The sequence below is a fragment of the Mesorhizobium sp. M9A.F.Ca.ET.002.03.1.2 genome (genome assembly GCF_003952365.1).
Lineage (GTDB): Bacteria > Pseudomonadota > Alphaproteobacteria > Rhizobiales > Rhizobiaceae > Mesorhizobium.
This window is the reverse complement of sequence record NZ_CP034443.1, coordinates 2,424,684-2,450,216: the sequence shown is the minus strand read 5'-3', so window position 1 is coordinate 2,450,216 and position 25,533 is coordinate 2,424,684. Positions and strand designations below refer to the sequence as shown.

19 protein-coding genes and 3 pseudogenes are annotated in these 25,533 nt (G+C 60.3%); 7 read left to right on the top strand and 15 right to left on the bottom strand.

The features are described 5' to 3' along the window. Positions 1-333: 333 nt before the first annotated feature. The 9 genes and pseudogenes from EJ066_RS12000 to EJ066_RS11960 all read right to left on the bottom strand — a co-directional run. Positions 334-1,095, bottom strand: a complete 762-nt coding sequence (locus EJ066_RS12000; protein ID WP_024505871.1) for a sulfotransferase — start codon at positions 1,093-1,095, stop codon at positions 334-336. 287 nt (positions 1,096-1,382) lie between these two features. Continuing rightward, entirely contained in the window at positions 1,383-2,171 is a 789-nt protein-coding gene (locus EJ066_RS11995) for an ABC transporter permease (protein WP_091600620.1), read from the bottom strand. Between the two features lie 3 nt (positions 2,172-2,174). Next, the gene (gene nodI / locus EJ066_RS11990) at positions 2,175-3,089 is read right to left on the bottom strand and encodes a nodulation factor ABC transporter ATP-binding protein NodI (RefSeq protein WP_091600619.1); all 915 of its coding nucleotides are present in this window, start codon (positions 3,087-3,089) and stop codon (positions 2,175-2,177) included. Positions 3,090-3,350: 261 nt separating this feature from the next. Beyond that, positions 3,351-4,676, bottom strand: coding sequence for a chitooligosaccharide synthase NodC (gene nodC / locus EJ066_RS11985; RefSeq protein WP_091600618.1), 1,326 nt, complete (start codon positions 4,674-4,676; stop codon positions 3,351-3,353). Between the two features lie 15 nt (positions 4,677-4,691). Beyond that, entirely contained in the window at positions 4,692-5,351 is a 660-nt protein-coding gene (gene nodB / locus EJ066_RS11980) for a chitooligosaccharide deacetylase NodB (protein WP_091600617.1), read from the bottom strand. Beyond that, positions 5,348-5,938 carry a NodA family N-acyltransferase gene (locus tag EJ066_RS11975; RefSeq protein ID WP_029356629.1) on the bottom strand — a complete coding sequence of 197 codons (591 nt, stop codon included), beginning with the start codon at positions 5,936-5,938 and terminating at the stop codon, positions 5,348-5,350. The genes nodB and EJ066_RS11975 overlap by 4 nt, the downstream gene beginning before the upstream one ends. An 853-nt stretch (positions 5,939-6,791) precedes the next feature. Continuing rightward, positions 6,792-8,000: a beta-ketoacyl-[acyl-carrier-protein] synthase family protein gene (locus EJ066_RS11970; RefSeq protein ID WP_126038014.1), complete on the bottom strand. Its 1,209-nt coding sequence runs from the start codon at positions 7,998-8,000 to the stop codon at positions 6,792-6,794. Beyond that, positions 8,001-8,282, bottom strand: a complete 282-nt coding sequence (locus tag EJ066_RS11965) for an acyl carrier protein (RefSeq protein WP_029356634.1) — start codon at positions 8,280-8,282, stop codon at positions 8,001-8,003. 154 nt (positions 8,283-8,436) lie between these two features. Beyond that, a pseudogene (locus EJ066_RS11960) lies at positions 8,437-8,646 on the bottom strand (acyltransferase); the annotation flags it as partial. A gap of 1,172 nt (positions 8,647-9,818) precedes the next feature. Here EJ066_RS11960 and EJ066_RS11955 point away from each other — a divergent pair. Further along, the gene (locus tag EJ066_RS11955) at positions 9,819-10,292 is read left to right on the top strand and encodes a transposase (protein WP_126038011.1); all 474 of its coding nucleotides are present in this window, start codon (positions 9,819-9,821) and stop codon (positions 10,290-10,292) included. 300 nt (positions 10,293-10,592) lie between these two features. Further along, the gene (gene tnpB / locus EJ066_RS32550; protein ID WP_084831567.1) at positions 10,593-10,748 is read left to right on the top strand and encodes an IS66 family insertion sequence element accessory protein TnpB; all 156 of its coding nucleotides are present in this window, start codon (positions 10,593-10,595) and stop codon (positions 10,746-10,748) included. 46 nt (positions 10,749-10,794) lie between these two features. Here the strand turns inward: tnpB and EJ066_RS32385 are convergent, their stop codons facing one another. Both EJ066_RS32385 and EJ066_RS31840 read right to left on the bottom strand, forming a co-directional pair. Then, positions 10,795-11,043 (bottom strand): tyrosine-type recombinase/integrase, encoded by a 249-nt coding sequence (locus EJ066_RS32385; RefSeq protein ID WP_236372574.1) that lies wholly within the window; start codon positions 11,041-11,043, stop codon positions 10,795-10,797. Then, complete coding sequence (locus tag EJ066_RS31840) at positions 10,992-11,360, bottom strand: tyrosine-type recombinase/integrase (RefSeq protein ID WP_254820039.1); 369 nt, start codon at positions 11,358-11,360, stop codon at positions 10,992-10,994. The genes EJ066_RS32385 and EJ066_RS31840 overlap by 52 nt, the downstream gene beginning before the upstream one ends. Positions 11,361-12,909: 1,549 nt before the next feature. Between EJ066_RS31840 and EJ066_RS11930 the strand changes: the two genes are divergently transcribed. Continuing rightward, positions 12,910-13,326, top strand: coding sequence for a hypothetical protein (locus EJ066_RS11930; RefSeq protein WP_126038008.1), 417 nt, complete (start codon positions 12,910-12,912; stop codon positions 13,324-13,326). 251 nt (positions 13,327-13,577) lie between these two features. On the opposite strand, the gene EJ066_RS32545 is transcribed toward EJ066_RS11930, so the two are convergent. The 4 genes and pseudogenes from EJ066_RS32545 to EJ066_RS11900 all read right to left on the bottom strand — a co-directional run bounded on the left by EJ066_RS32545 (position 13,578) and on the right by EJ066_RS11900 (position 16,266). Then, on the bottom strand, positions 13,578-14,360 hold the full coding sequence (locus EJ066_RS32545) for a redoxin domain-containing protein (RefSeq protein ID WP_245455122.1): 783 nt from the start codon (positions 14,358-14,360) through the stop codon (positions 13,578-13,580). 40 nt (positions 14,361-14,400) lie between these two features. Then, complete coding sequence (locus tag EJ066_RS11910) at positions 14,401-14,787, bottom strand: DUF411 domain-containing protein (RefSeq protein ID WP_240992590.1); 387 nt, start codon at positions 14,785-14,787, stop codon at positions 14,401-14,403. A gap of 118 nt (positions 14,788-14,905) precedes the next feature. Next, positions 14,906-15,034: pseudogene (locus EJ066_RS11905) on the bottom strand (hypothetical protein); the annotation flags it as partial. Positions 15,035-15,336: 302 nt separating this feature from the next. Further along, positions 15,337-16,266 (bottom strand): TauD/TfdA family dioxygenase, encoded by a 930-nt coding sequence (locus EJ066_RS11900; protein ID WP_029356654.1) that lies wholly within the window; start codon positions 16,264-16,266, stop codon positions 15,337-15,339. Positions 16,267-17,143: 877 nt separating this feature from the next. Here EJ066_RS11900 and EJ066_RS11895 point away from each other — a divergent pair. The 4 genes and pseudogenes from EJ066_RS11895 to EJ066_RS11880 form a co-directional block, all read left to right on the top strand. After that, positions 17,144-17,419 (top strand): annotated as a pseudogene (locus tag EJ066_RS11895) (pyridoxal-phosphate dependent enzyme); the annotation flags it as partial. Positions 17,420-17,709: 290 nt separating this feature from the next. Next, positions 17,710-18,822: a TlpA disulfide reductase family protein gene (locus tag EJ066_RS11890; RefSeq protein WP_051695610.1), complete on the top strand. Its 1,113-nt coding sequence runs from the start codon at positions 17,710-17,712 to the stop codon at positions 18,820-18,822. Positions 18,823-19,155: 333 nt separating this feature from the next. Further along, positions 19,156-23,904, top strand: coding sequence for a glutamate synthase large subunit (gene gltB / locus EJ066_RS11885; protein ID WP_126038005.1), 4,749 nt, complete (start codon positions 19,156-19,158; stop codon positions 23,902-23,904). A gap of 144 nt (positions 23,905-24,048) precedes the next feature. Further along, positions 24,049-25,503 (top strand): glutamate synthase subunit beta, encoded by a 1,455-nt coding sequence (locus tag EJ066_RS11880; protein ID WP_023798073.1) that lies wholly within the window; start codon positions 24,049-24,051, stop codon positions 25,501-25,503. Positions 25,504-25,533 lie beyond the last annotated feature (30 nt).

Here is a 25,533-nt window from a genome sequence, read left to right as displayed (position 1 = left end):
TGCGCTCCGGTCGAGCGCTGCTGTCATCTCGGAGCAAGCGCCGTGCCAACTGGAGGCCTGTCCCGTCCAGCGAGATTGGTGCGGGTTGCGCACTGGAACCCTCCACCTTTGCCGGAATTTGCACTCAAGGCTCGCCAAAGATCGCGTGAAGAAGTGCTTCGCCAGAGAGGGAATTGACCAGGTCGCCTTGCGGCCGTGCCTTTGATGTTCGCCGCAGATCGAATGCCGGCCGATATCTGTCGTCTTGGTGACTTTGGTTGGTCAGTTTTGCGACGGAATGCGCGCAAACTGTAGGATATCCTACACGCCCATCAGAGCACGCGGGACAAGCGATTAAGCGTAGGAGCGCATCGAATCTCCGAGGTCAAAAAATCTTGAATAAGGTCCGCGTGCGAAGTGAATCCGCAACTCGTCAAAGTTCTCCACCGTTTGATCCAGCGGTCGCGTTTCCTGGCGCTGCAGGATGGCGTTATCTGATGGCTCAAGCGCTGGAACGCCCAGGAAATCCCAAACCGCTCCCAAGCATTGGGCAGGTTCATGAAGAAGGCTCTCGTATTCCATTACAAGCAGGTTGGTCGACGTGAAGGAGTCCATAACGCGAGCGTGAAAATCGTCGGCGGCTTTGAAATAAGCCTCACAGTCAGCGATTGACAACCTGACGCTCGGTGGCCGAGCGGTATCGTTGTCCGAGCTGAACTTCAGCCACTGACCGCTTTCCCTGGCCTGCACAAAGGAACGGAGCGATTCCAATACGTTTCGGCGAACAACGAGGATGACCTTGAGTGCTGGCCAACGAGCTAATTCCGCAAAGAATGCTGGACGCTCGCGAAACTGAGGTTCATTGATCTTGCAGCCAAGATGCGTCACATTCTTGTAGTCGCGCATAGGGCAGCGCACATAGGCAAGCTCAAGAAGCTCGCGATCCGTGCCTAGCAGGCGATCCGTGCTGGGCCAATTGGGATCATATTCGTTTAGCAACTCACCGTTACTCAAAACGGTCGGATGCTCGTTTAGCAATTCTTCTAAATAGTGTGTTCCGGTCCTTGGCATAGCAAGGATCACAAAAGGCTCAGGAGTTGGTTCGTTGTGGGTCATTGCATGTGTATCCAACTAAATAATGGCCGCGACGGTCTGGGGACGCGCACAAGAAGCTTGGCTGCTATCGCTTGAACGCTCCGGGTGGGTCCGCGCCTCACCACCCAGCCTGTACTCCGAGGTGTGGTCGCGAAGATGGGCGCGTGCCTGCAGCGGCTGGGTGGCGCCCGGCTTCGGCGTTGTTGTACCACTCGCGATTCCTGGCACACGCATGCCTCCGGGCCGCTGTGGGCAGTTTGCAATCCGGCATTGCGGACCTCCTTCTCGTTGATGGGCGTAGGTAAGCGTCAACGCATTAGTCGTCGATGAAACAGTCCAGCCGACACAAAAAAAGGCAATACAGCGAACATGCAAAGTGCGCCTATATGCAGCCCTACATTGTCGCCCAGGCGGCCGAGCATCACCGGACGGATTAGATCGATAGAATTCGCCAGCGGCGAGAAGGCCGCAATCTGCTGAAACACTCCTGGCAATTGGCCGACTGGAAAAACCGCGCCCGAAAGGAACAGCATAGGTGTGATGACAAGCGTCTGATAGAAAATAAAATAGTGATAACTGGGCGCGAGCGCGATGACGAGCATGGCCAGGCTCGCAAAGGCGAACCCGGTGAGAGCGATGACCGGCAGCACGTAGAGAACCGACGTCCACGCGGCATAACCTAGCGCGGCGGCAACAATCGCAATTGTCGTACCGGCCAGAAAGGCCTTTGTGGCTGCCCAGGTCAATTCACCGAGAACGATGTCGCCGAGGGTAAGTTGTGTGTGCAAGATTGCTTCCCAAGTGCCCTGATCGCGCATTCGACCGAAAACCGCGTAAATTGTTTCGAAGGTCGATGCTGTCATCGCGCTTGTCGCAACCATGCCGGCTGCCAGAAAAGCGATGTAGGATGCACCTTCGATGCGGCCTACCAACAGTCCAAGGCCAGTGCCGAGCCCGAAAAGGTAAATCATCGGATCAGCAAGGGTGCCGAGCATTGAAGCAAATGCCACCTTCTTCCATGCCAAATGATTGCGGCGCCACACCGCGATCCAGTTCCAGGCGTTGGCGGGTAGAGCGGCCGCAAGACGTTCACCCATTGCTCACTTCTCCATCTCACGTCCGGTTAGCCGCAAGAAAACGTCCTCCAGACTGGGTGGACGCTCCAGAATACGCAGACCCGCTCGACCGCGAAGCTGGATGCGCACATCCTCCGGATCAGGCGCATAGCAAAAGAGCGTCTCGCCGCTTACCTCGATACGCTGAACGTACGGCCTGATCAGCGAAATCAGCTCCTGTGGATTGCCGCCGAAGATCTCGATCACGTTGCACCCAATGTACTCGTCGATCAGCGCATGAGGACTGCCCTCGGCGATCTTGCGTCCCCGCTCGAGAACACACAGCCGATCACAAAGCCGCTCAGCCTCTTCCATGAAATGGGTGGTCAAAATGATCGTTTTTCCGCTCGCCAGCAGGAAACGAAGTCGCTCCCAGATCAGATGGCGGGCATGCGGGTCGAGGCCGGTCGTGGGCTCATCCATCACAAGCAACTGGGGGTCGTTGATCAGAGCACGTGCCAGCGTCAGGCGCCGCTTCATCCCGCCGGATAGCAGGCCGACACGTGAATCCGCCTTGCTCTCAAGGCGAGCGAACTCGAGGAGCCGTGGGATGACGGCGTTGATCTCTCTTGTTCTCATGCCGAAGTAGCGCCCGAACACCAACAGGTTCTCACGTACCGTAAATTCCAGGTCGAGATTGTCGAACTGCGGGACCACGCCTATGCCCTTGCGGGCCAAGCGGCTGCGTGCCGGCACTGGTAGACCGAGGACTGTTATATCACCCGCGTCAGGCCGGGTCATACCGAGGAGCATACGCGCAATCGTGCTCTTGCCTGCGCCGTTCGGCCCCAGCAGACCGAAGCACTCTCCCGATGCAACGGTGAAGGACAGCCCGTCCACAACGAGCTTGTTTCCGAATAATTTGGTTACGCCGGTAAGGTCGATTGCTACATTGGACATGCGTCTATCTCAAGCGGAATGAGTCCGATTGGCCACCGGCAGCTTACTTACGAATCTGGTTCAGAGCAGGCCACCGCCTTGAGATGGCACCTTTGGAAAGTCGCGGCCGGAGCGACGCGTGTATCGCTTCCGCCAAAGAATTAACGTCAAGATGCCACGTGTCGCTTCCAGATAGTTCCCGTTCTGACCATAGGTAACTCGACAAGCTTCACCACGTGTCGACTGACACAACTTACTCGGTCACCCGGCGCTGCAAGGCCGTCAGACTTCACCAGCTGTGAGCGAAAGATCTGCAGTATGAAGTGACTCCGCAATTCCAGAATTGCCCGCAGCATTTGCTCCGGCAAGCGGCGTCGCGCTTGTGATTTCCTTTGTGCTTCTGTTGGGCAGGGGAACACTTTTACGCGACAGCCAATCGCTATTGCTCAATGTACACAGGGCGTAAGCCTTCAAGGGGATCAACAGGAATATCCTGATTAACGCGTGCATTGAATAGCCGATGAATCGAAGCTGCCGAGTGCGGAAAGATAACACCGTAGATCTGATTATGGTCATGGTGACAATAGCCAGCACCGTCCACCAATTTACTGTATGTGAAAATAGTAGCTCACCGAGCGCCGTTACTACCGCGATGCCGAGCAACAATGGGCCGAGATTCTCTCCCATCACATCCAAAGTTAGATAGCGATCCAGGCCACGCAGTAGACCTCGCGCAAGCATCGTGTCCCGGAAAGTGCTCCGTGCCCAGCGGAGTTGTTGGCGCAAATAAGGTCCCATCTTGTCCGGAACGACTGTCGCCGCGACGGCACCTGGAACGTACTCGGTTCGAAAGCCTGCTTTCAGCATGAGGATCGTAAGATGACGGTCTTCACCGAAGTCGCTTGGTTTCCCCCTGAACAGCTGCGTCTCGTATTGATCCAGCAGAGAAAGGAGACAAGACCGGCGGTACATTGCACATGGGCCGCAGCAGCACATGACCGCACCAAAGCGACCTTGCGCCGCGCGCTCCTCATTGCAAGCCAGCCAGTATTCCATATCGATCAATCGGGTCAACCAAGTGTCGCTGCGGTTGTATGCCGTCAGCTGGCCCATGGCCGCTCCGACCATGGGATCCCGCATTTTTACTGCAAGCTTCGTGATCACGTCGGACGCAAGTGTCGTGTCAGAGTCGACGCTGAGCACGAAATCTCCAGATGAGCGGCGGATGGCGGCGATCTGCGCCTTGCGTTTGCCAACATTCTCGCGGAGCAGAATGAAATTGAATCTCGGGTCGCCCTCGTAGGCGTGATGTACCGGGATGACGGCATTACGATTTCCAGAACCGTCGTCAACCAGATAGACCTGAAATGTTCCGGCGTAATCTTGAATTGCGATGGAAGCTAAACACGCCGCGAGTGTGCGCGGGTCCTCATTGTAGCAGGGGATGATGACATCCACGCTCGGCCAACGGTCGGATCCGAACAAGCTTTCCGACGGCGGCGTAACATTTTCCGGTTGGGAGTAGACCGCTTGCATGCCTCTGTAAACAGTCGAGAGCACCGCATAAGACGAAACGGCAACAGTACTGGCTGTGGTGAGAAGGTCCATAGGATCTCTGTTTGTTCAGGGATGTTGAGGAAGTGATCGGATTACAAATCCGCGGCCGTGCAATTCTGGAATTAGGCGTGACAACGCTGTCACCGTCTGGTCGCGCAGACTGGCTTGATTGCCTGGTTGCAATTCGTCGGGAGCGCACCCGTCGTGCAACAGCACGATTGCGCCCGGCCGGATATCGGCGAGCACTCTGTCGACGATGGCGTCAACGCCGGGGCGAGACCAGTCGCGTGGATCAATGGACCAATGGACGGGCGCCAATGCCGCACCCGCTGATGCAGCGATTACTTCTTCGGTCCAGATGCCATACGGTGCACGAAAGTACCGAACCATGGCCTGCGGGCAAGCCATCCCTATGACTCTGTTTGCCTCAACTATCTGGCGGTCGACTTCGACGGGCCCGCATTTAGCCAGGTCCGGATGAGTCATCGTGTGGTTGGCTATACCGTGCCCGTCTGTAATAATTCGGCGAACGAGTTCCGGCTCGTCGGCCGCGTAGGCCCCAACAACGAAGAAGGTCGCCGGCACCTGATGTTGCGCCAGCACATTGAGTATCTGCGGTGTGAAAAATGAATTGGGACCGTCGTCAAACGTCAGATAGACGCTGCGCTCTGCAATGCCATCGGCATTGTCACTCTGCCCTTCGCATATGTAGTCCAGAGGCTTCATAGTTCCGGACCGTTCCGGTCGATCAGGGTACCGGACGGCCACTCGTCCATCGAGCGTCCGATCGGCGAAACCAACACGAGTACGTCTTCCAGGCGTGTGGGCGGCAGGTCGGGATGCACGTCTGGACGGGTCGACCGTACGCGAACGCCCGACACAATGTTCGCGAGGCCGGCTCTGCAGAATCTTTCGACATGGTTTCGCAGCGCGTGCCGAACCGTGCCGAAAGCGAATGGAACACCCAACTGATGGAGCACTGGGTACGCCACGCGCATCGAAAAACTGATTCCGAGCCCTTCAAGATCCGGACGAACCGCGTACAGGCCCAATTCAGCGACGACCAAATCGACCTCGCCAACCCTGATGAAGCGCCGCAGCATGCCGATGTGAGCCGCTACCCCTTGCGCGTCGTAGCCGATTGCGCGGAATTCCGGCCTCGCGCCGGCCCAACTGCGGCCGCCTTCGAATGGCTCTGCGTTGAAGGCGCCAGTCCGTCCATAGGTCTTTCGGAAAAAGTCGGAGAGTTCGACATGGTCGGCCAGTTGCAACTCATTTTCCCAGCACAACTTCCACTCGACATTCGGGCGCATGGAAGACCTTACCTTGTAGCTGTCTGGTTGAGATAAATGTCCAAGCATGGGTTAAATAATTGGCGTCGTGCCAACGGGGCGTAACTTGTGGAGACCGCCGAAAGACCAAGCCGCAATGCAGATGCGACTGACTTTGTACGCCCCGCACACCAGATGATGCTCCTCGGATCCAACGCAACCATCGGAACTACCTATCTTTCCAACTTGAAGCGCTTCTATGGGACCTGCAGCAAAAACGGTAAAATCCTTTGTTTAGATGAAAGGTATCCACGCTTTGGATAACTGGGCGAATGCGTTCCATATGGCTTGTCAATTATCGTCGTCACGCTCGAGGCACTTCTGACGAAGCGCAAAGCTCACGCCCGCGGCACGCGCGGCCGTTGCCGGGCCGCGCGATTATCTCCGTAAGAGCCGAGCGGAGCTCAGACACGACGATTGATCAGAATCTGATTCGCGGGTTCAGTATCTCTTTCGTGTATCCAGCTCTGGGCTGTCCTTTGGCGGGAGTTAGGTTCGCCCAGGTTCTGAGCCTGGGGCGTCGGCCCGTTCGCCGCACAGGCTCCTTCGCACATCGTCGAGGCCGAGAAAGAGGGGGCCACACAGCTCCCCCTGTACTTTCCACCACCCGACACCAGCGCTCACCCAGGGCGCCGGCCTTGCTCACCTCAACGGATAGCGCACTCGCGCCGCTTCACGATTAAAAGAATTCTACAAGCAGATGCCTGTTTGATCGTGAGACGTCCGCTGCCAATTCCCGCATCGCAGAGGCAGCCAATAGCGCTCGCTTCACATAGTGGTCCGGCAAGCAGCTAGATACGACAGGTGACCTCAAATGAGGCGTCTTGCATGGCTTCTACACCTGCCTGAATGCCAGAACTGCGTTCGTGCCGCCCATGGCGAAGGCGTTGCTCATGGCGACGCGCACCTTGCGCTCGCGCGGCACATTGGGTGTGATGTCGAGGTCGCAAGCGGGATCTGGCTCGCGATAGTTGGCGGTCGGCGGCACGACGTCCTCTTGGATTGCCATCACGCAGGCGATCATTTCAAGCGCGCTCGCTGCGCCGAGGCAATGCGCGTGCGTGGACTTGGTGGAAGAGATGGACATCGAATAAGCGTGGTTTCCAAACACACGCTTGATCGCCGCCGTTTCAGTCTGATCATTGCTCTTGGTACCGGTGCCGTGCGCGTTGAGGTAGTCGACGTCCTCGGCATTCAGCCCGGCATCGGCAAGGCAGGCGCGCATCGCCGACGCTGGCCCCTCGACAGATGGCGCGGCAATGTGGAAGGCATCGGCGGAAAGGCCGACGCCGGCGATCTCGGCAAGAATTGTGGCACCACGCCTCGTGGCATGCTCGTAGCTTTCCAGCACGGCCATGCCCGCACCCTCGCCCAGCACCAGGCCCTTCCTATCGGCGGAGAAGGGCCGGCATGTATCGGGTGAAAGCACGCGCATTGCTTCCCATGCTTTCAGCACGCCCCATGCGAACGGCGCGTCGCTGCCCCCGGAAACCATTACGTCGGCCCGGCCCAGCTTGATCTGATCCACCGCCGAGGCGATCGCATGGTTGGCCGAGGCACATGCGGAGGTCACCCCGAACACCGGCCCGCGCAAGCCGAGGCTCAAGCTAAGATGGACGGAAGCGGCGCTGGGCATCACCTTTACTCCAGTGAAGAGTTCAGCACGGATTGCGCTACCCAAAAGCAGTGAGCGGTAAGTTTGTTCTGTTGCGTATGAACCGGTAAATCCGACGCCCACTGTCGCGCCGAAGCGATGGGCATTCCCTTCGTCGCAGGAAAGTCCGGCCTGCCGCATGGCTTCGCGCGCTGCAAGCACGGCGAGCAAGCTGAAGCGGTCCATGGAGATGAGATGCCCCCGGTTGATGTCGTGCTCGGGCAGCGCCTTGATCTCAGCGCCCGTCATGCCCTCCAGGTCATGAAGCTCGGAATTGACGAGCGGGCCGATGGCGGAGCGGCCTTCGCGCATCTCTTTCCACATAGAGGCGGCGTCGGTGCCCAGTCCGCACAGGCCGCCCACTCCGGTGATGACGACGCGCCTGTCCATTCAAGCCTCCTTCGCAAGCAAGCCGCGGACGGCGTCCACGACGTCGCCGACATTCTTGAGATTGGACCAGGCATCGGCCGTGTTCATATCGATCTTGATGCCGTAGGCCTGTTCCACATCCCAGAGGACGTCCGCCAAACCCAGCGAATCGAACCCGAGCGCGTCCAGTTCCGTGGCGATTGTTATCTCGCCGACGAATGACGCAGGCATTCCCTCACCGCTCTCCGACTCGGCGCGTTTCTTGATCAGGGCAATGACGTCCATTGCGAATTGATCGGCCATTCTGTTTCCTATCTTTCTTTCCAACGTTTCGACCTGGACGCGGCTCCGTTCCTGAGGCGCGCCGCCTCGCGAAAATAGCCACCACGCTTGTGCGACTGACAAAGCCCAATGCTCATAAAGCCGGATCAGGTCCGGCCGGTGTGTGGCGTAGGTGCAGTATGACGATGTGAGCCGCTACACCGTGCGCGTCGTAGCCGATTGCGCGGGCTTCCGGTCTCGCGCCGGCCCAACTGCGGCCGCTTTCGAATGACTTTGCGTGGAAGGTTCCCAGTCTGTCCATAGGCTCGGAAGAAGTCGGACAGTTTGACATGGCCGGTCAGTTGCAACTCCCTTTCCCAGCACTCCACTGCCCGGTAGAGCGCATGAAAGTTCTCCTTTCGGGCAGTTCTTAAGACGCTCGCCACGCCATGAGGCAGTGGGGCATCGGTGTGCGTCAGGTGCTTCTGCCCATGCAGGATTCCACAACATTGATGAAATCGTTTGTTTCGATGAAAGGCATCCACACTTTGGATAGTTGACCACGCGTTTCAAAGATCGTGAACTACATCTCGTCGTTGTGCTCGACGCACTTCCGACAAGTAACCTCACGGGCGCGGCATGCAGGATGAGCCCAGCCGGTCATGAGTGCGGCCTTGCCGGGTCGGGCAATAGGCAGTCATGCCCTTCCTTCTGGTCAAGCACTCCGAACAACATTTCCCCCATAAATGCTAGATCTTCCGTTGCCTTTTCGCGTCACAGGCCGTCAAACGCCCGGCCGTTCACAACAGTGATCCGGCAAGTGTTTGGCTGCGCGAGACGATGCTGCAGGGAGTCGTCCTGCATGGCACTTCGCTATGATGCTGCGGTGCCGTCTAACGGCGCCTCGTGTTTGAACACACTGAACGGCCACCGCGATCAAAATCGATGGTTCGAGGACCGTTGATCATCACCCCGCCAGCCTCGATCTTGTTTGCCGCCACGAGAGCGACACAGAGACTGCTGGTGAAGATGCCCGCCTGCCCGCTATGTTCCGGATGGTTGACCATCCCGGATGGACCCATCGAGGGTGTCAAGGCGAGCATGACCACAGGCGCGGACAGTTCACGGGCAGGCGCGACGGTGGCTGCAAAGCAACGTCGCGCCAGCATGCGATCTCAGCAGGATCGGCACCATCCTGTCAGGGAGCAATGCGAGTGGCTGGCTTAGCCGCTGCGACGCTGCCCGGCATCGATGACGAGGACCTGGCGCCGTGCGAGGAGCAAGAGTAGACGGATAGTATGCGCGGGAGTGGCGACCGACCACCTTGTTTCTAAGGCAGACTGAAAGCGGCTCTTACCGGGCGGCTACGCTGTTTCAGAGACTGGGGCGTCGTGCACATCCAGCCGATACTCTTTGTTGCGGATTGCGAACCGATTGCATTGCCGCAGTTACTGGCATCATGTTAACGCGTCGGACGGCGACATTGGCGAGCACGGTTTTGTGGCCGCAGTTGACAAAGCCCATAAGTTCTAGATGCTGCGTGCTAGAATAGATGTTTGAAATCGCAGGGAGTTTCTGATGTCCAACCTTAAGGAAACTGAGGCAACCCAGGCAGCAGGCGAGGTGCCCGTGAAGGAACAGACACCCGATATAAAGGCGCCGAAGACGCGGAAGCGGACCGCGCAGCGCGCAGGTGCTATACGAACCAGAGCCGCCAACTCGGCTCTTCAGGCGTCTTCATCTAAAGCGATCGCTTCGCCTACAGTCCGGGCAGCGCGGAGAAATTACTCTGAGAACGAGCGTGCCCAGAAGCTCGGCGAGATCGAGAAGCAGATCGGACGGGGAGAGAGTATCAAGGCAGCCGTTCAGAACGCTGGAATATCGGAACAGACGTACTATCACTGGAAAAGGGCTGCTGGGCAGACAACACAGAGCGATGAGCTCAAGGATCTTGTGAAGCTTGAAGAAGAGAACGCCCGTCTGAAGAAGCTCCTCGCTGACCGGCTCCGGAAAGAAAACGCCGAGCTCAGGAAAAAGCTCGGGCTTGCTTGAGCCCTTTGCCGCCATAGGCAAAAAGCCCGAAGGGCGACTTACCTGAGCTCCAAGGTGACCTTCTTTTCTTCCTGTGACACAGCGAACAGCGTCGCGCCCCAGCAGCCGATACTGGCGCAACAAGCTGTTTCGACCTGAGACCGGGCAGCCGGCAACTGAAGACGTTCTTGACGAACGCGCCCAGCCGCTCCCGCCGCCAGTGGTGATCGAGCTGGAGGTCGCCGGCAAGGTGCGGCTGCGGATTCCACTGACCACGCCGCCAACACTGGCAGCGGCGATGGTGAAGGCGCGGGGCGTTTCATGATCCCGGTCCCGAGCCAGGTGCGGATCTGGTTGGCGGTGGGCCGGACCGATATGCGTCGCGGAATGCAGCGTCTCGCTCTGCAGGTTCAGGAGACATTGGGCCGGGATCCGCATTTATGCGTCGGGCGAGATTATGTGGCGGAGCCGCCCTGACCCCTTCGGACCGGCCAAACCCAGCTTGCCTCCGCCACATAAACATTCAGATGGAGTTCAGCAGTTGCAGAACGGAGTCATTTGGTCGGAAACGCACGCCGTGATCGCCGGTGACGCCCGCCTTCTCGAGTCCATTGCGCATCATCTCTACATCCGCTGTGGCATAGCGGTGGGTCGTGGCGACCCGTGCATGCCCGAGCCAGGCTTGGATCGTCAAAAGGTCCACGCCGGACTGGAGAAGCTTCATGGCGAGGGAGTGCCGGAAGATGTGCGGCGATATGGGCTTGTCGGCCAAAGCCGGTCTGGTAGGCCCGGCGCTCGTTGCGGGCGCCGAGGAATATCGGTCGCGGCTCGTGATGGGCGATCCCGCGCTCGCTCAACAAGGATGTCAGCGCCCGCAGCCGGGTCCTTAGCAATGGGGACGACGCGGTCTCTACGCCCTTTGCCGCGCAGCAGCACTTGTGGGTGCGGCCGCTCCAACTGAAGGTCGTTTGCGTTGACGCCGGTGGCTTCGGAGGCCCGGGCGCCGGTTCGTGCCAAGAAGAGCAGAAAGGCTCGGTCGCGCCGACCACGGGGCGTCTTTGGATCGGGCGCCGCGATGAGGGTGTCCACTTCGGCCGTGGTGAGGTGGTACGTCACGTCAATGTGCGTCCGTTTAATGGGAATCGTCAGCACGCGTTGGGCGACGCCGAAGGATGCTGGGTCGGCGGCAGCGACGTGGCGGAAGAAAGATCGGATCGCGGCCAAGCGGGCGTTGCGCGTGGTGACGGAATTGTTCCGCTTCTCCTCGAGTTCGTCGAGAAAAGCGAGAACGAGATCTCGATCAGCTCTTCGAGCGCCAACGCCCCCGGCTTCTTCCGCAATCGGGCGGCGGCAAAGAGGATCAGCATGCGCAAGGCATCGCGATAGCTGGCCACGGTCGCGGGAGTCGCATTGCGCTGCTTCGTCAGGCGCCGGCGGAAATAGGACTCCAGGAGCGGCGCTAGGAGTAGGTGTTAGCTCATGCTGCTCCTTGAGCGCGCCGCCATCGAGTGCCACCTCGGCTTGATCAATCAGATCAACGAGGCGTTGACGGTGGTCGAGGCGGATATCGCGGTGCATGCCCACTAGGATCCGACAATCCGTCGCCTGATGACGTTGCCTCCGACGTCACCGTGGGTGCGAACGTTGCCGCGGCAATCGGCAACATTCGGCGCTTCAGCGATCCACAGAGGCTTGTCGCCTACCTTGGCTTCTTCCGAGCGTGCGGCAGTCGGTGAGGGACCGGCCTATCATGGCCGCATCACGAAGCACGTCTCCTGAATCGAAACCTCTATCCGATCGACGAACGCCTCAAGTCTCGCAGGCGAGCAGGGCCGGGCGGGTCCAGATGTAGTCGGTATCCTAATCATCGCCGAGCGTGTTTAGCTTGGGTCGCGCAGAAAGGTGGATGGCGTGAGCGCGCTGAGATGGATCGCCATTTGGGCTAAACGACGGGCCGGCTGACTGGTATGCGCGTTCAATTGATCTGGCGCCTTAAATGCAGGAAGGCTTCGCGGCCGGTACGAGGCGCATCCCTCCTCCGAAGCACGCCCAAGTATCATCACAAGCCCCGAGCGCTCGCGTTCGGCGATGTCCAATTTCCGACAATGTCGAAATACAGTCAGATCTGCTGGATTGACTTTAAATGGTTTTCTCATTTGGCACAGCGCATGCTGGTTATCCGCAAACACGTGACCGACCAACAAGAAGTCGCATGATCACCTCACCAAAACATACAGCCGCGGAACAATCACTTGGCCCGAACTTGCTTATCGCCCTCCCCGTCACCACAACCGGAGCCATCGATGTCTGACGGGCTGCGACCGCGCTTGCCCGGTGACGACCGCTCCGGCTCCGCCCGTTACCGACGAGGCAAAGTGACGGATTTCCTGCTTTTCAACGACATGGAGGTGGTTGTCATTCCCGCTGGGGGACAGACTCGGCCTGTTCAAGGCATTGCGCGAAGGCGGCAAGATGACGGCCACCCGTGCGCGAACTCAAGGAGCGCAGCCTGTATCGTGTATCAGGCAAATAGGCCGTCGGTCAGTGACCTTGACACAGGGGACATGCGCAAGGTCCTGAAGTTTGATGTAGCGATGGAAGGGTGCCAATGACAACAATAGCTTACAGGAACGGAACCATGGCTGGCGACGGCCGAGCCTTGGGTTTTGACTCAGTATCCGTCGGTGAGAAAACGAAGGTGTTTCGCTTATGCGACGGCACACTCATCGGCGTTTCCTCTTCGTCCTTGGGTATTCCAAAGGCCGTTCGAGACTGGGTTGAGAAGGGCATGGATGTTTCTGATATTCCTGTGCCGCGCAACAACGACAATTTTGACTTTGAGGCGCTGATAGTGCGCAAAAATGGGGAAGCCGTACTGTTGGACGGCAATTGGCTGCCAAGTGATCCCGTGAAAGGTGAATATTATGCCATCGGGAGCGGCAAGCAGTATGCTTTGGCCGCGCTGGTTTTGGGCAAGTCAGCTAAGGAAAGCGTCGAAGTTGCCGCGAAACTCGACGTTTTGACTGGAGGCACAGTCACTGCCATAACTCACTAAACCCGCCTTTCGGCGGGAGTGTGACAGTGCGAGCGTGGAAGTAGGGCGCCACCCCGGGGCACGTCGAGCCCTGTCATCTGCTTGCGTTGTTGGACACTGTGAGCTGGTCCATAAGCGCGCGAAAGCGTCCAGTTGTGGCCAAAAGCACGATTTGCGACAGAACCGGCCCGCTTCTATGAGTATGGGCCGCTTTTTGCGGCCAGCGTGCTTGCCATCCTGCCGCCAGTGGCCGTCGCGTTCTTCTTCCAAGGTTACCTCGTCATGAAGTAGAGCACCACGATCTTGTCGGAGAAATCGGAAAGGCGGACGGCCCTTCCGTCCGCGTCGGCCAGTTCGAAAGGCGGCGCGGCCTGCTCGTCGATCGCCTGGAAGAACCTCTCCGCGCTGTCCATCATCTTGTCGAGATCGGCGCCCGGATGGTGGGCCAGCGCGGAGGTCGCGAGGATCAGCGCCAGAAATTGAATCGCAAGCGACGGTTTCGCTTTCATGGACAATGCATTCCGGTTGGGGGCGTTCGAGGGCTCCGCGGCTAGGATTGGTCTCACTGTGTCTGCTCCCGCTCCCGGCGGCTCATCTGCCTGATAGGCGCGTTCCCGCTCGGGCCATGTGCTTTTGATGAAGGCCAGAACGGCCCGGATCTCCTCGTCGGTGAGGACATTCCCGAAGCCCGGCATGTCGCTCTGGTAGCCGCCGCCGACGACCGCGGCCGGTCCCGGCGCCGGCATGCGTCCCGAAGGCAGCGGGCTTTCCAATCGCGCTGACCTTCGCCTGGCTAAAACCGTCTTGCCTAGCGCTATCGCCGCGGCCGGGGCGCCGCCACCGGCCATCCGGTTGGCGAGCCAAGGCAATGTCCAGACCAATCCGTGGCCTGCCGCGGCCACGCATCGATAAGAGGACCGACGCCCTTCTCCTTTGCCGCCGCTGGAGAACAGGTACTTGATCAGCGCGGCCGCCCCGAGGACGAGCACGACGACGACAAGCAGCCACACCAGGCCCATGCCGAACATCATCATGCCGCTCATGCATTCCATCATCGAAGCCTCCTATTCCGTGGCGTAGACGCCGCCGGTCCCGTCAGACTTCCGGATTTCGAGAATCTCGAAGGGCGCTTCCTTCGTGCCACTCATGCCGGGGGAGCCCATCGGCATGCCGGGCAGCGTCATGCCCGTTGATGTCGGGCCGCTCGGTCAAGAGCTTGTTGACCGTGCCGACCGGCACATGGCCGCTCACCACATAGCCGTCGATGAACGAGAGAAGGCAGCCATCGGCTTCCGGCGGAATGCCCTCTTCGCGGCTCATGGCGAAAAGGTCGTGCGTCGGCCTTGACGGTGACAGCGAAGCCGTTTCCTGCAAATAGCCGGCATAACCTTCGCAGCAGCCGCATTGCGGGTTCTTGTAGAGCGTGACGTCCTTTCGCCGGCGAACGCCGGAGCGGCGCCTGACAGGATCGGGCGAGGACAAGAGCTATCAGGGTATTGGACATTTTTGCTTCTCCTTCGGCTTGTGGACTGGTCAGGCGACCGGCCGCCTGGTGTTCGAGAACGTGGCAGTGGAACATCCAATTGCCGGGATTGTCGGCGACGAAGGCGATCTCGACCTTCTCGCGCGGCGAAACCAGCGCCGTGTCCTGCCATTCGCGTTGCTGGAATCGATTTTGCGGAAGTAAAAAGGCCCCGGCGCTGGGTCGGCGCGCAGGGCCTTCAGGCATGTACGAGATACCAGCATGTCCAGTTATGATCGTGCGCTATCATAATGAACAAACGGTGAATGATCGCTATCCGAGGTGCAGGGCGGGCGAGATGGTGGGGCGGTGGGGGACCTGTACCGCTGCAGCGGGGCCACGAGCAGCGACTCGAGCCATGCGCCACGCTGCAGGACCTCGATTTCGGGCCAAGCCTCGAGCCCGCAACTCGCCTTGCTTCTCGGAAATCATAAGGCTTTGTGGGGCGGTTAAGCAGCGCGATATGGCCGCGGCGATACGAAGTTTTCATCTTTACCCTGTTCAGACGGTCAGGCTGCCTTCGCCGCCGGCTTGGCTGCCTTGACACGGGTTATACTGCGGCGACCGTCGACGCCGATCGGAACGTCACCGTCAACCGTAGCGCGACGCACAACCCGGTGCTGGTCGCCATAATCGTTGACCGCATAATGCTGGGTAGCACGGTTGTCCCAGATAGCGACGTCGCTTACTTGCCAGCGCCACCGCACGGTATTTTCCGGGGCAGTGACGTAGGACTGGAACACCTCGTAGAGTTTGGCGGAATCGCTCTTGGAAAGGCCGACGAGGCGCTGCACGAAATTGCCGAGCAGCAGCGACTTCTCCCCGGTTTCCGGATGGACGCGCACGACCGGATGCTCGGTCTCGTAGATCGTCGATGTGAAGACTTCCTCGAAGTGCCTCTTCTCTTCGGCTGTGGCGCGCGGGCGCACGGCTGCGTAGTCGTAGGCATTGCTATGAATAGCCCACAGATTGTCCGCCAATATTTTGAGCGGCGCCGGCAGATTCTCGTACGCGGCGTGCGTGTTGGACCAGATCGTGTCGCCCCCCGCCGCCGGAATGACGACGCCACGTAGGACCGAGAATTTCGGATAGGCATCGACGAAAGTCACATCGGTATGCCACTGGTCTGCCCTGCCACCGCCACGGCCGGAATCGAGATTGAGGATTGAGGCCGTGCCGGCTGCCGGCCCCTGCGTGGGATGAGGTACAAGGTCACCCAGACGCCGCGCGAACAATTCCTGCTCCGCATCGTCGAGATGCTCCTGGCCGCGGAAGAAGATCACCTTGTGCTTTAGAAGAAGCTGGTTGATGGCTGCTATCGCTGCGTCCGAAAGGTCTCCGCCAAGGCGAACGCCTCTGATTTCAGCTCCGACACGGCTGGTCAGCGGTACAACGTCGGAGTCAAGAATGGTCCGGTTGACAAGGACTGGACTGCTCATGGGTTCTCCTGTTTGATCTTGAAAGGGATAGCAAGTCACATCCGGCCAGCGGATGTCCGCGCTGCGTTGAAAAGTCTCATCGCTAGTCGACAGAGCTATCGAACAGGATAATTGACGTAAACTATAGAAAGAATGTTCTAAATTAAACTGGCTCGACGAAAGAGCAGTCTCCGTTGCTCCGGTCTCGGTGTTGAGTTCTCTAAGGCTGCGCCACACCTTGGTCTCCACGCCGGCATATGATCTCATTGTGCAGCCCCGTGCTCGCACGCCCCGTAGTGGCGAAACTAATTGCAAGCTGCTGCAACACGCCCCCCTGGCGGCCTGCACCGAAACGACGACAGGGGTGCATCTGATTAGCCGTGAACCCAGGTCTCAAAAACCATCCGGCGTGACGAGCGGACGCACCGCACGTGTGACACCCGCCTTGTGGGGCAGGGTTGCCTTTCTCAATCCCGGCGTTGGTCGACGTCCCAATGAGCAGCAAGCTATTATCGGCCGCCGAATCTTGGTGGCTTCGTCGAGAGCCTCAATCAACCAAGCGGCGAAAGCCTCGCTAGAGTCTCGCCCGCCTGTCGCTATGAAGCAGTTGCAGGCAGCGCTGCTTCAGGCGCATGAACTCGCCCGATGCAATGATTTCCGTTGCCCTGGGTCTTTCGAAGGGCACTGTTTCGATTCCCTTCTTCTTCGGCGCGCGGCTTGATGCCGACATACGGTTTCTTGACCTGCCGCCTGAACGGCTGCCGAAGCGGGTGCCCCGCCAGCGACCCCGACAATGCACTGTTCCGCAACTGCTGAAGAGCCGACTGCGCTCGCATCCCGATGCTGCGCAACGGCACTATGCCGACATTCTGGAGACCGCAGCCGCATGAGCCTCGAGATGTTCCGCCGACCGTCGACAAAGGCGTCCTCTCGCCTGCGTCCGCCATTTGCGTCAGTGCTCGATCTGATTGGGGAGACGCCGGTCGTCGAACTGAAGAGCTTCGATACCGGCAGGTGTCGTCTCTTCGTCAAGCTCGAAAGCCAGAATCCCGGCGGATCGATCAAGGATCGCATTGCGTTGTCGATGATCGTTAATGCCGAACAGCGTGGCCAGCTCGCGCGGGGCGGTACAATCATCGAAGCGACCGCTGGCAACACAGGGCTCGGCCTGGCCTTCTGGCGGCACGAAGCGCGTGATCGCGTGTCCAAAAGCTGACAGCGTCAGACAAATGTCAGGTTCATTACAACCAACATCTGGGCACTGTCGAGGTTTTTCGAAGCAATGGGCGCTAACTGCGCGCTGAGCGCGTTGGCATGGCTTTTGAGACTGAGTGACTGTGACTGCACTCAATGGGGCAAGACGAGCGATCCGCTCCTCCCTGAACCCGTGTGCCGTCTCTGAGAGGAAACCAGCTCGTGCAGAAACCTTTGGAAATAGCTTTGGACCGCAACGTGGTATTGCAGATGGAGTCCCCGGCTCCTTCGATTAAAGTCGAGAACTGGCTGCGTGGCGAGCCCCTCACCAGCTTTGAGCCCGGCAAAGTGTGCATAGTCGAATTTTGGGCAACTTGGTGCGGCCCGTGTGTGGACGGGATGCCCCATCTGATCCAGTTGCAGGAGAAATACAAGGACAACGGCGTTGAGATCGTCGGAGTCGCGGCTTCTGAAGACGCTCCAACGGCCGACGAGGCCCGAAGCACGTTGGACGCTTGGTTGACCGAAAAATTCCCGAATCTGAACTATCGGATCGCATTCGACTCCACAGGCGAAATGGACAAGCTTTGGATGGAGCCCAGCTTTTCTTACGGGGTCCCGACCTCGTTCGTGGTCGACCGAGACGGCCACATCGCCTTTATCGGTCATCCGACGCAACTCGATGAGGTTTTGCCGAAGGTGCTTAACGGCAGCTGGCGCACCAGCGATCAGGCAAAATCCGCCGATACGGAGCGGATTGCGGAAGGCGAAACCATAGCGCGCGAACAAGCGCTGACCAAGCCCATATACGACAAACTTCGGCCGGCAATGGAGGCCGAGGATTGGAAGACGGCGCTCTCGGCGATTGAAGAAGGCATCGCCTTGATACCGGACAAACTCAACTTCCGAGTGAGTCATGTCAATCTGTTGCTTCACAGAATGCGCGACATGCAGGCCGGCTTGCCCGTAATGCGCCAATTCGTTCGCGACGCGATCGACAGAAAGTCCGAGGGATGGATGTATTGGGCGCTATACCAACTCTTCGCGCCGGGCTTTGATTATTCCGGCTTTCCGTCTGCTGAGCGCTTCGCGATGGGCGAAGAGCTGTCCAAACACATCGTGGCACTGCCGCAAGGCGGCGGCTCTAAGTTCCTGTCTTATCCGGTGGTCGCTCAGTACTATCATGAGAGCGGCAACAAAGATCGCGCCATCGAGTTGCTCGAGCAGACACTGAAAGCGCTGGAGGGTCCGGAGCCTGTCTCGGACGACCTGAAACAGCACCTTCTACCCGAGTTGCTGCAGGCTCTGGCCAACTACAAGGGTGAGAAGGTTTGTTACGGCGCTCTCTGTGTGGCTCCGCAAGAGGATTTTCCCAAAAGGTGAAAGGGGGCGGCCAAGGAGGAAACCAAAGAGGGGCGATAGTCGAATGGCTTACTGGCCAATTCGTCCATTTCCCTGACGTGGTTGTACAAATAGGCCGGCCCAGGCGTCCAGCCCAGCCTCGCCGTTATCCGCAAACACGTGACCGAGCAAGGAGAAGACGTGCCTGATCAACTCACCAAAACATACTGCCGCTAAGGGTCTCCCGGACCCGTCAAAGATGGCACTGGAGTAAGGCTGGCAACATGAAGCTCGGCGCTGCCCACCGATCCCGGGAAGACGGGGGACGCAGCCGACCGCCTGTCTCTGCGCCAGGCAAGAACGGAGGACAGGACGATGACGGAAGTGACGCCATCTGCGACGAACGGCCCGGCCGCGCAGACGAAAGCGCCAGCCGTCAAAAATCCGTCCATCGCCACTGGCCTGACCAGGATCGGGCGGACCCCTACCGGGTTCGCCGCCCACGGCCTCTACGATCCGCGCAACGAGCACGATGCCTGCGGCGTCGGCTTCATCGTCAATATGAAGGGCGTCAAGTCGCATCAGATCGTCACGGACGGCCTGGCGGTGCTCGAAAATCTGACGCATCGCGGCGCCGTCGGCGCCGACCCGCTGATGGGCGACGGCGCCGGCGTGCTGGTGCAGCTTCCCGACCGCTTCTTCCGCGAGGAGATGGCCAGCCAGGGGGTCGAACTGCCAAAACCCGGCCATTACGCCGTCGGCCATGTGTTCATGCCGCGCGATCCTGAGCTTCAGGCGCATATCGAAGGCATCATCGCCGAGGTCGCGCAGCTCGAAGGCCAGCCGCTGCTCGGCTTTCGCGACGTGCCGGTCGACAATTCATCGCTGTCAAAGGCGCCTGATATCGCTGCTTCAGAACCGGTCCAGCGGCAGGTGTTTCTGGGTCGTGGCGCCGAGATCGAGAGCGACGACGATTACGAACGGCGGCTCTACATCCTGCGCAAGGTCATTTCCGGTCGTATCCATGAAGAGACCAAGGGCGTCGACAATGGCTTCTACGTCGTGTCGATGTCATCGCGGACCATCGTCTACAAGGGCATGTTCCTGGCCTATCAGGTCGGCGCCTATTACAAGGATCTGACCGATCCGCGTTTCGAGACGGCGCTGATCCTCGTCCACCAGCGTTTCTCGACCAACACCTTCCCGTCGTGGAAGCTGGCGCATCCCTATCGCATGGTCGCCCACAATGGCGAGATCAACACGCTGCGCGGCAACGTCAACTGGATGGCGGCGCGGCAGGCCTCGGTCGATTCCGAACTGTTCGGCAACGACATCTCCAAGCTGTGGCCGATCTCCTATGAGGGGCAGTCGGACACCGCCTGTTTCGACAATGCGCTCGAATTCCTGACGCAGGGCGGCTACTCGCTCGCCCACGCGATGATGATGCTGATCCCCGAGGCCTGGGCCGGCAACAAGCTGATGGATCAAGATCGCAAGGCCTTTTACGAATACCACGCCGCCCTGATGGAGCCGTGGGACGGGCCGGCGGCGGTGGCCTTCACCGACGGCCGCCAGATCGGCGCCACGCTCGACCGCAACGGGCTGCGCCCGGCGCGCTACATCGTCACCGACGACGATCGCGTCATCATGGCCTCGGAAGCCGGCGTGCTGCCGGTGCCGGAGGAAAGGATCGTCAAGAAGTGGCGGCTGCAGCCCGGCCGCATGCTGCTGATCGACCTGGAGAAGGGTCGCATCGTTTCCGACGAGGAGATCAAGTCGGAGATCGCGACCAGGCATCCCTACAAGAGCTGGCTCGCCAACACCCAGCTCATCCTCGAAGACCTGAAGCCGGTCGAGCCGCGGGCGCTGCGCAGGGACGTCAGCCTGCTCGATCGCCAGCAGGCGTTCGGCTTTACCCAGGAAGACACCAAGCTGTTGATGTCGCCGATGGCGACCACCGGCCAGGAAGCGGTCGGCTCGATGGGCACCGACACGCCGATTTCGGCGATGTCGGACAGATCGAAGCTGCTCTACACCTATTTCAAGCAGAACTTCGCCCAGGTCACCAACCCGCCGATCGACCCGATCCGCGAGGAACTGGTGATGAGCCTGGTGTCGTTCATCGGGCCGAGGCCGAACATCTTCGATCTCGTCGGCAATTCGCGTCGCAAGCGGCTCGAAGTGCGCCAGCCGATCCTGACCAATGGTGATCTTGAGAAGATCCGCTCCATCGGTCACACCGAGGACCGTTTCGACACCAAGACGATCGACATCACCTATGCTTCGAACGAAGGCGCGGCCGGCATGCAGGGCGCCATCGACCGGCTGTGTGAGCGCGCCGAGGCGGCGGTCGCCGGCGGCTACAACATCATCATCCTGTCCGACCGTCAGCTCGGGCCGGACCGCATCGCCATCCCGGCATTGCTGGCGACGGCGGCGGTCCACCATCATTTGATCCGCAAGGGATTGCGCACGTCGGTGGGGCTGGTCGTCGAGTCCGGCGAACCGCGCGAGGTGCATCATTTCTGCTGCCTTGCGGGCTATGGCGCCGAGGCGATCAATCCCTATCTCGCCTTCGACACGCTGCTCGACATGCACAAGCGCGGCGAGCTGCCGGCCGAAGTCGACGCCAATGAGGTCGTCTCCCGCTACATCAAGTCGATCGGCAAGGGCATTCTCAAGGTGATGTCGAAGATGGGCATCTCGACCTACCAGTCCTATTGCGGCGCGCAGATCTTCGACGCCATCGGGCTGAAGACCGACTTCGTGCAAAAATATTTCACCGGCACCGCGACGCTGATCGAAGGCGTCGGGCTGGAAGAGATCGCGGCCGAAACGGTCAGCCGCCACGCCGACGGCTTCGGCAACGACCCGGTGCTGCGCAACAGCCTCGAGGTCGGCGGCGAATACATGTTCCGCATGCGCGGCGAAGCGCATATCTGGTCGCCCGATGCGGTGGCCACCCTGCAGCACGCCGTGCGCCAGGGATCGTGGCAGACGTTCAAGGACTATTCCGCTCAGATCGACAGCGAGACGGCGCGGGCGCAGAGCATTCGCGGCCTGTTCAAGATCAGGCTGGCCGAAGAAACCGGGCGCAAGAAGGTCGCGCTCGACGAGGTCATGTCGGCGGCCGATATCGTCAAACGGTTCTCGACCGGAGCGATGTCCTTTGGCTCGATCTCCAGGGAAGCGCACACCACGCTGGCCCGCGCCATGAACACGATCGGCGGCAAGTCTAACACCGGCGAGGGCGGCGAAGAGGCCGACCGTTACCTGCCGCTGCCGGACGGCGGCAAGAACCCCGAGCGTTCGGCGATCAAGCAGGTCGCTTCCGGGCGTTTTGGCGTCACGGCGGAGTATCTGGTGAACTCCGATGTGATGCAGATAAAGGTCGCGCAAGGCGCGAAGCCCGGCGAGGGCGGGCAGCTGCCCGGCCACAAGGTCGATGCCACCATTGCCAAGGTCAGGCATTCGACGCCCGGCGTCGGCCTGATCTCGCCGCCGCCGCATCACGACATCTACTCGATCGAGGATCTGGCGCAGCTCATCTACGACCTCAAGAACGTCAACCCGGCGGCTGATGTCTCGGTCAAGCTGGTCTCGGAAGTCGGTGTCGGCACGGTTGCGGCCGGCGTCGCCAAGGCGCGCGCCGATCACATCACCATTTCCGGCTATGACGGCGGCACCGGCGCATCGCCGCTGACCTCGCTCAAGCACGCCGGCAGCCCGTGGGAAATGGGCCTTGCCGAGACGCACCAGACGCTGGTGCTCAACGGCCTCAGGTCGCGCGTCGCGCTGCAGGTCGATGGCGGCCTGCGCACCGGCCGCGACGTCGTCATCGGCGCGCTGCTTGGCGCCGACGAATTCGGCTTCTCGACCGCGCCGCTGATCGCGGCCGGCTGCATCATGATGCGCAAGTGCCATCTCAACACCTGCCCGGTCGGCGTCGCGACGCAGGATCCGGTGTTGCGCAAGCGCTTCAAAGGCACGCCGGAACACGTCATCAACTTCTTCTTCTATGTGGCGGAAGAGGTGCGGGCGCTGCTCGCCGAGATGGGCTACACCCATCTCGACCAGATCATCGGCGACACCGAACTCCTGGAGAAGCGGGCGCTGATCCAGCACTGGAAGGCGCGCGGGCTCGATTTCGGCAAGATGTTCTTCAAGCCGGATGCGCCGCATGAGGCGGTGCACTGGACCGAGCGGCAGAAGCATCCGATCGACGACGTGCTCGACCGCAAGCTGATCGAACTCGCCAAGCCGGCGCTCGAAGCCCGGCAGCCGGTCAGCATCGAGCTGCCGATCCGCAATGTCGACCGTTCGACCGGCGCCATGCTGTCGGGCGAAGTGGCAAAGCGCTTCAGGCACAAGGGCCTGCGCGAGGACACGATCTCGGTGAAGCTCAACGGTACCGCCGGCCAGTCCTTCGGCGCCTTCCTAGCGCGTGGGGTTTCGTTCGAGCTGGTCGGTGCCGCCAACGACTACGTCGGCAAGGGCCTGTCGGGCGGACGCATCGTCATTCGCCCGCCTGAGAACACGAAGATCGTCGCCGCGGAGTCGATCATCGTCGGCAACACGGTGCTCTACGGCGCGACCGAGGGCGAGGCCTATTTCTGCGGCGTCGCCGGCGAGCGTTTTGCGGTTCGCAATTCGGGCGTCGCCGCCGTCGTCGAAGGCGTTGGCGACCATGGCTGCGAGTACATGACCGGCGGCATTGTCGTCGTCATCGGCCAGACCGGCCGCAACTTTGCCGCCGGCATGTCGGGCGGCGTCGCCTATGTGCTCGACGAGGTGGGTGATTTCGCCGAGCGCTGCAACATGGCGATGGTCGAACTGGAACCCGTTCCCGAAGAAGACGACCTGATGGAGAAACTGCTCCATCATGGCGGCGACCTCGATCACAAAGGCCGCGTCGACGTGTCCGGCGACATGACCAGCCATGATGAGGAGCGGCTCTATCAGCTGATCTCGAACCACGTCCATTACACGGGTTCGGTGCGCGGCCGCGAGATCCTCGACAACTGGGCGACTTTCCGGCCGAAATTCCGGAAGATCATGCCGGTCGAATACCGCCGCGCGCTGATCGAAATGGAACGCATGCGCATGGGCGTTGCGGCGGAATAGGCTTTGGGATTTGCCGGGAAGCAAAGCTTCCCGGTCGATGCCTTCATCAACAATCCTGGCCTCGGACTGAAGGTTGCCATGGCTGCCTTATGAGGTTAACGGGTGCGTCGTCGAGCGCGCCATCTGGACAGCAGGGACTGGACTATGGGCAAGGTAACAGGGTTTCTCGAGATCGACCGGCAGGTGCACAAGTACCAGCCGGCTTCCGACCGCATCCGGCATTTTCGCGAGTTCACGCTGCCGATGTCGGACAAGGAGGTCGAGAAACAGGCCGCGCGCTGCATGGATTGCGGCATTCCGTACTGTCACGGGCCGACCGGCTGCCCGGTCCACAACCAAATCCCGGACTGGAACGACCTCGTCTACAATGGCGACTGGGACAATGCGATCCGCAACCTGCATTCGACCAATAATTTCCCGGAATTCACCGGCCGCATCTGTCCGGCACCTTGCGAGGAAGCCTGCACGCTGAACCTCGAGGACATTCCGGTCGCCATCAAGACGATCGAGCAGGCAATCGCCGACAAGGCCTATGAAACCGGTCATATCCGGCCCTATCCGCCGGAAAGGAAAACCGGCAGGCGCGTCGCAATCATTGGCTCGGGGCCGGCCGGCATGGCGGCCGCCCAGCAGCTTGGCCGCGCCGGTCACGACGTTCACGTCTATGAGCGCGAGAGCCGGCCGGGCGGGCTGATGCGCTACGGCATCCCCGACTTCAAGATCGAGAAGCACTACATCGACCGGCGCATCGAGCAGATGCAAGGCGAGGGCGTGAGCTTCCATTGCGGGATCAATGTCGGCGTCGACAAGCCGGTGGCGGAACTGCTCGCCGAATATGATGCGGTGCTCTATTGCGGCGGTTCGGAAACGCCGCGCCCGGCCAACATTCCCGGCGACGATCTCGATGGCGTGCATGACGCGATGCCTTACCTGGTGCAGCAGAACAAGCGCATCGGCGGCGAGCCGATCCAGTCGGTGGCGTGGCCGTCGCCGCCGATCGTCGCCGGCGGCCAGCATGTCGTCGTCGTCGGCGGCGGCGACACCGCGTCCGACTGCGTCGGCACCGCCTTCCGCCAGGGCGCCGTTCGTGTCACCCAGCTCGACATCCGGCCGCAGCCGCCGGAAAAGGAGGACAAGCTTTCGGTCTGGCCCTACTGGGCGACGAAGATGCGCACCTCGTCCTCGCAGGCGGAAGGCGCCGAGCGCGAGTTCCAGGTGGCGACGCTCGAATTCATCGGCGAGGACGGCGCGTTGACCGGCGTCAAATGCTGCGAGGTCGATGAAAAGCGCAAGCCGATCGCCGGCACGGAATTCGTCATCCGCGCGGATCTGGCCTTCATCGCTATCGGCTTTGCCGGGCCGGCCGCGGTCGGGCCGGTGTCGGAGCTGGCTGGCCAGATGAAGATCGCCATCGACAGCCGCCGCTCGAACAACGTCGAGGCCAATGATCGCGACTACAAGACCAGCGTCGAAAAGCTCTATGCAGCGGGCGATGTGCGCCGCGGTCAATCGCTGGTCGTCTGGGCGATCCGCGAGGGCCGTCAGGCAGCGCGTTCGATCGACGAGGCGCTGATGGGATCGAGCGTGCTGCCGCGCTGAGACCGTTTGGAAACGCTACTCCCGCGGCCA

Excerpts from the sequence above, each read along its gene's own strand:
- nodI (WP_091600619.1), bottom strand. The coding sequence starts at position 3,089 with ATGTCCAATGTAGCAATCGACCTTACCGGCGTAACCAAATTATTCGGA.
- EJ066_RS11900 (WP_029356654.1), bottom strand. The coding sequence starts at position 16,266 with ATGAGCAGTCCAGTCCTTGTCAACCGGACCATTCTTGACTCCGACGTT.
- gltB (WP_126038005.1), top strand. The coding sequence starts at position 19,156 with ATGACGGAAGTGACGCCATCTGCGACGAACGGCCCGGCCGCGCAGACG.
- EJ066_RS11970 (WP_126038014.1), bottom strand. The coding sequence starts at position 8,000 with ATGGACAGGCGCGTCGTCATCACCGGAGTGGGCGGCCTGTGCGGACTG.
- EJ066_RS12000 (WP_024505871.1), bottom strand. The coding sequence starts at position 1,095 with ATGACCCACAACGAACCAACTCCTGAGCCTTTTGTGATCCTTGCTATG.
- EJ066_RS32545 (WP_245455122.1), bottom strand. The coding sequence starts at position 14,360 with ATGATGGAATGCATGAGCGGCATGATGATGTTCGGCATGGGCCTGGTG.
- EJ066_RS11965 (WP_029356634.1), bottom strand. The coding sequence starts at position 8,282 with ATGGCCGATCAATTCGCAATGGACGTCATTGCCCTGATCAAGAAACGC.
- nodB (WP_091600617.1), bottom strand. The coding sequence starts at position 5,351 with ATGAAGCCTCTGGACTACATATGCGAAGGGCAGAGTGACAATGCCGAT.
- EJ066_RS11955 (WP_126038011.1), top strand. The coding sequence starts at position 9,819 with ATGTCCAACCTTAAGGAAACTGAGGCAACCCAGGCAGCAGGCGAGGTG.
- EJ066_RS11890 (WP_051695610.1), top strand. The coding sequence starts at position 17,710 with ATGGAGTCCCCGGCTCCTTCGATTAAAGTCGAGAACTGGCTGCGTGGC.
- EJ066_RS11975 (WP_029356629.1), bottom strand. The coding sequence starts at position 5,938 with ATGCGCCCGAATGTCGAGTGGAAGTTGTGCTGGGAAAATGAGTTGCAA.
- EJ066_RS11930 (WP_126038008.1), top strand. The coding sequence starts at position 12,910 with ATGGCTGGCGACGGCCGAGCCTTGGGTTTTGACTCAGTATCCGTCGGT.
- tnpB (WP_084831567.1), top strand. The coding sequence starts at position 10,593 with ATGATCCCGGTCCCGAGCCAGGTGCGGATCTGGTTGGCGGTGGGCCGG.
- EJ066_RS11880 (WP_023798073.1), top strand. The coding sequence starts at position 24,049 with ATGGGCAAGGTAACAGGGTTTCTCGAGATCGACCGGCAGGTGCACAAG.
- EJ066_RS11995 (WP_091600620.1), bottom strand. The coding sequence starts at position 2,171 with ATGGGTGAACGTCTTGCGGCCGCTCTACCCGCCAACGCCTGGAACTGG.
- nodC (WP_091600618.1), bottom strand. The coding sequence starts at position 4,676 with ATGGACCTTCTCACCACAGCCAGTACTGTTGCCGTTTCGTCTTATGCG.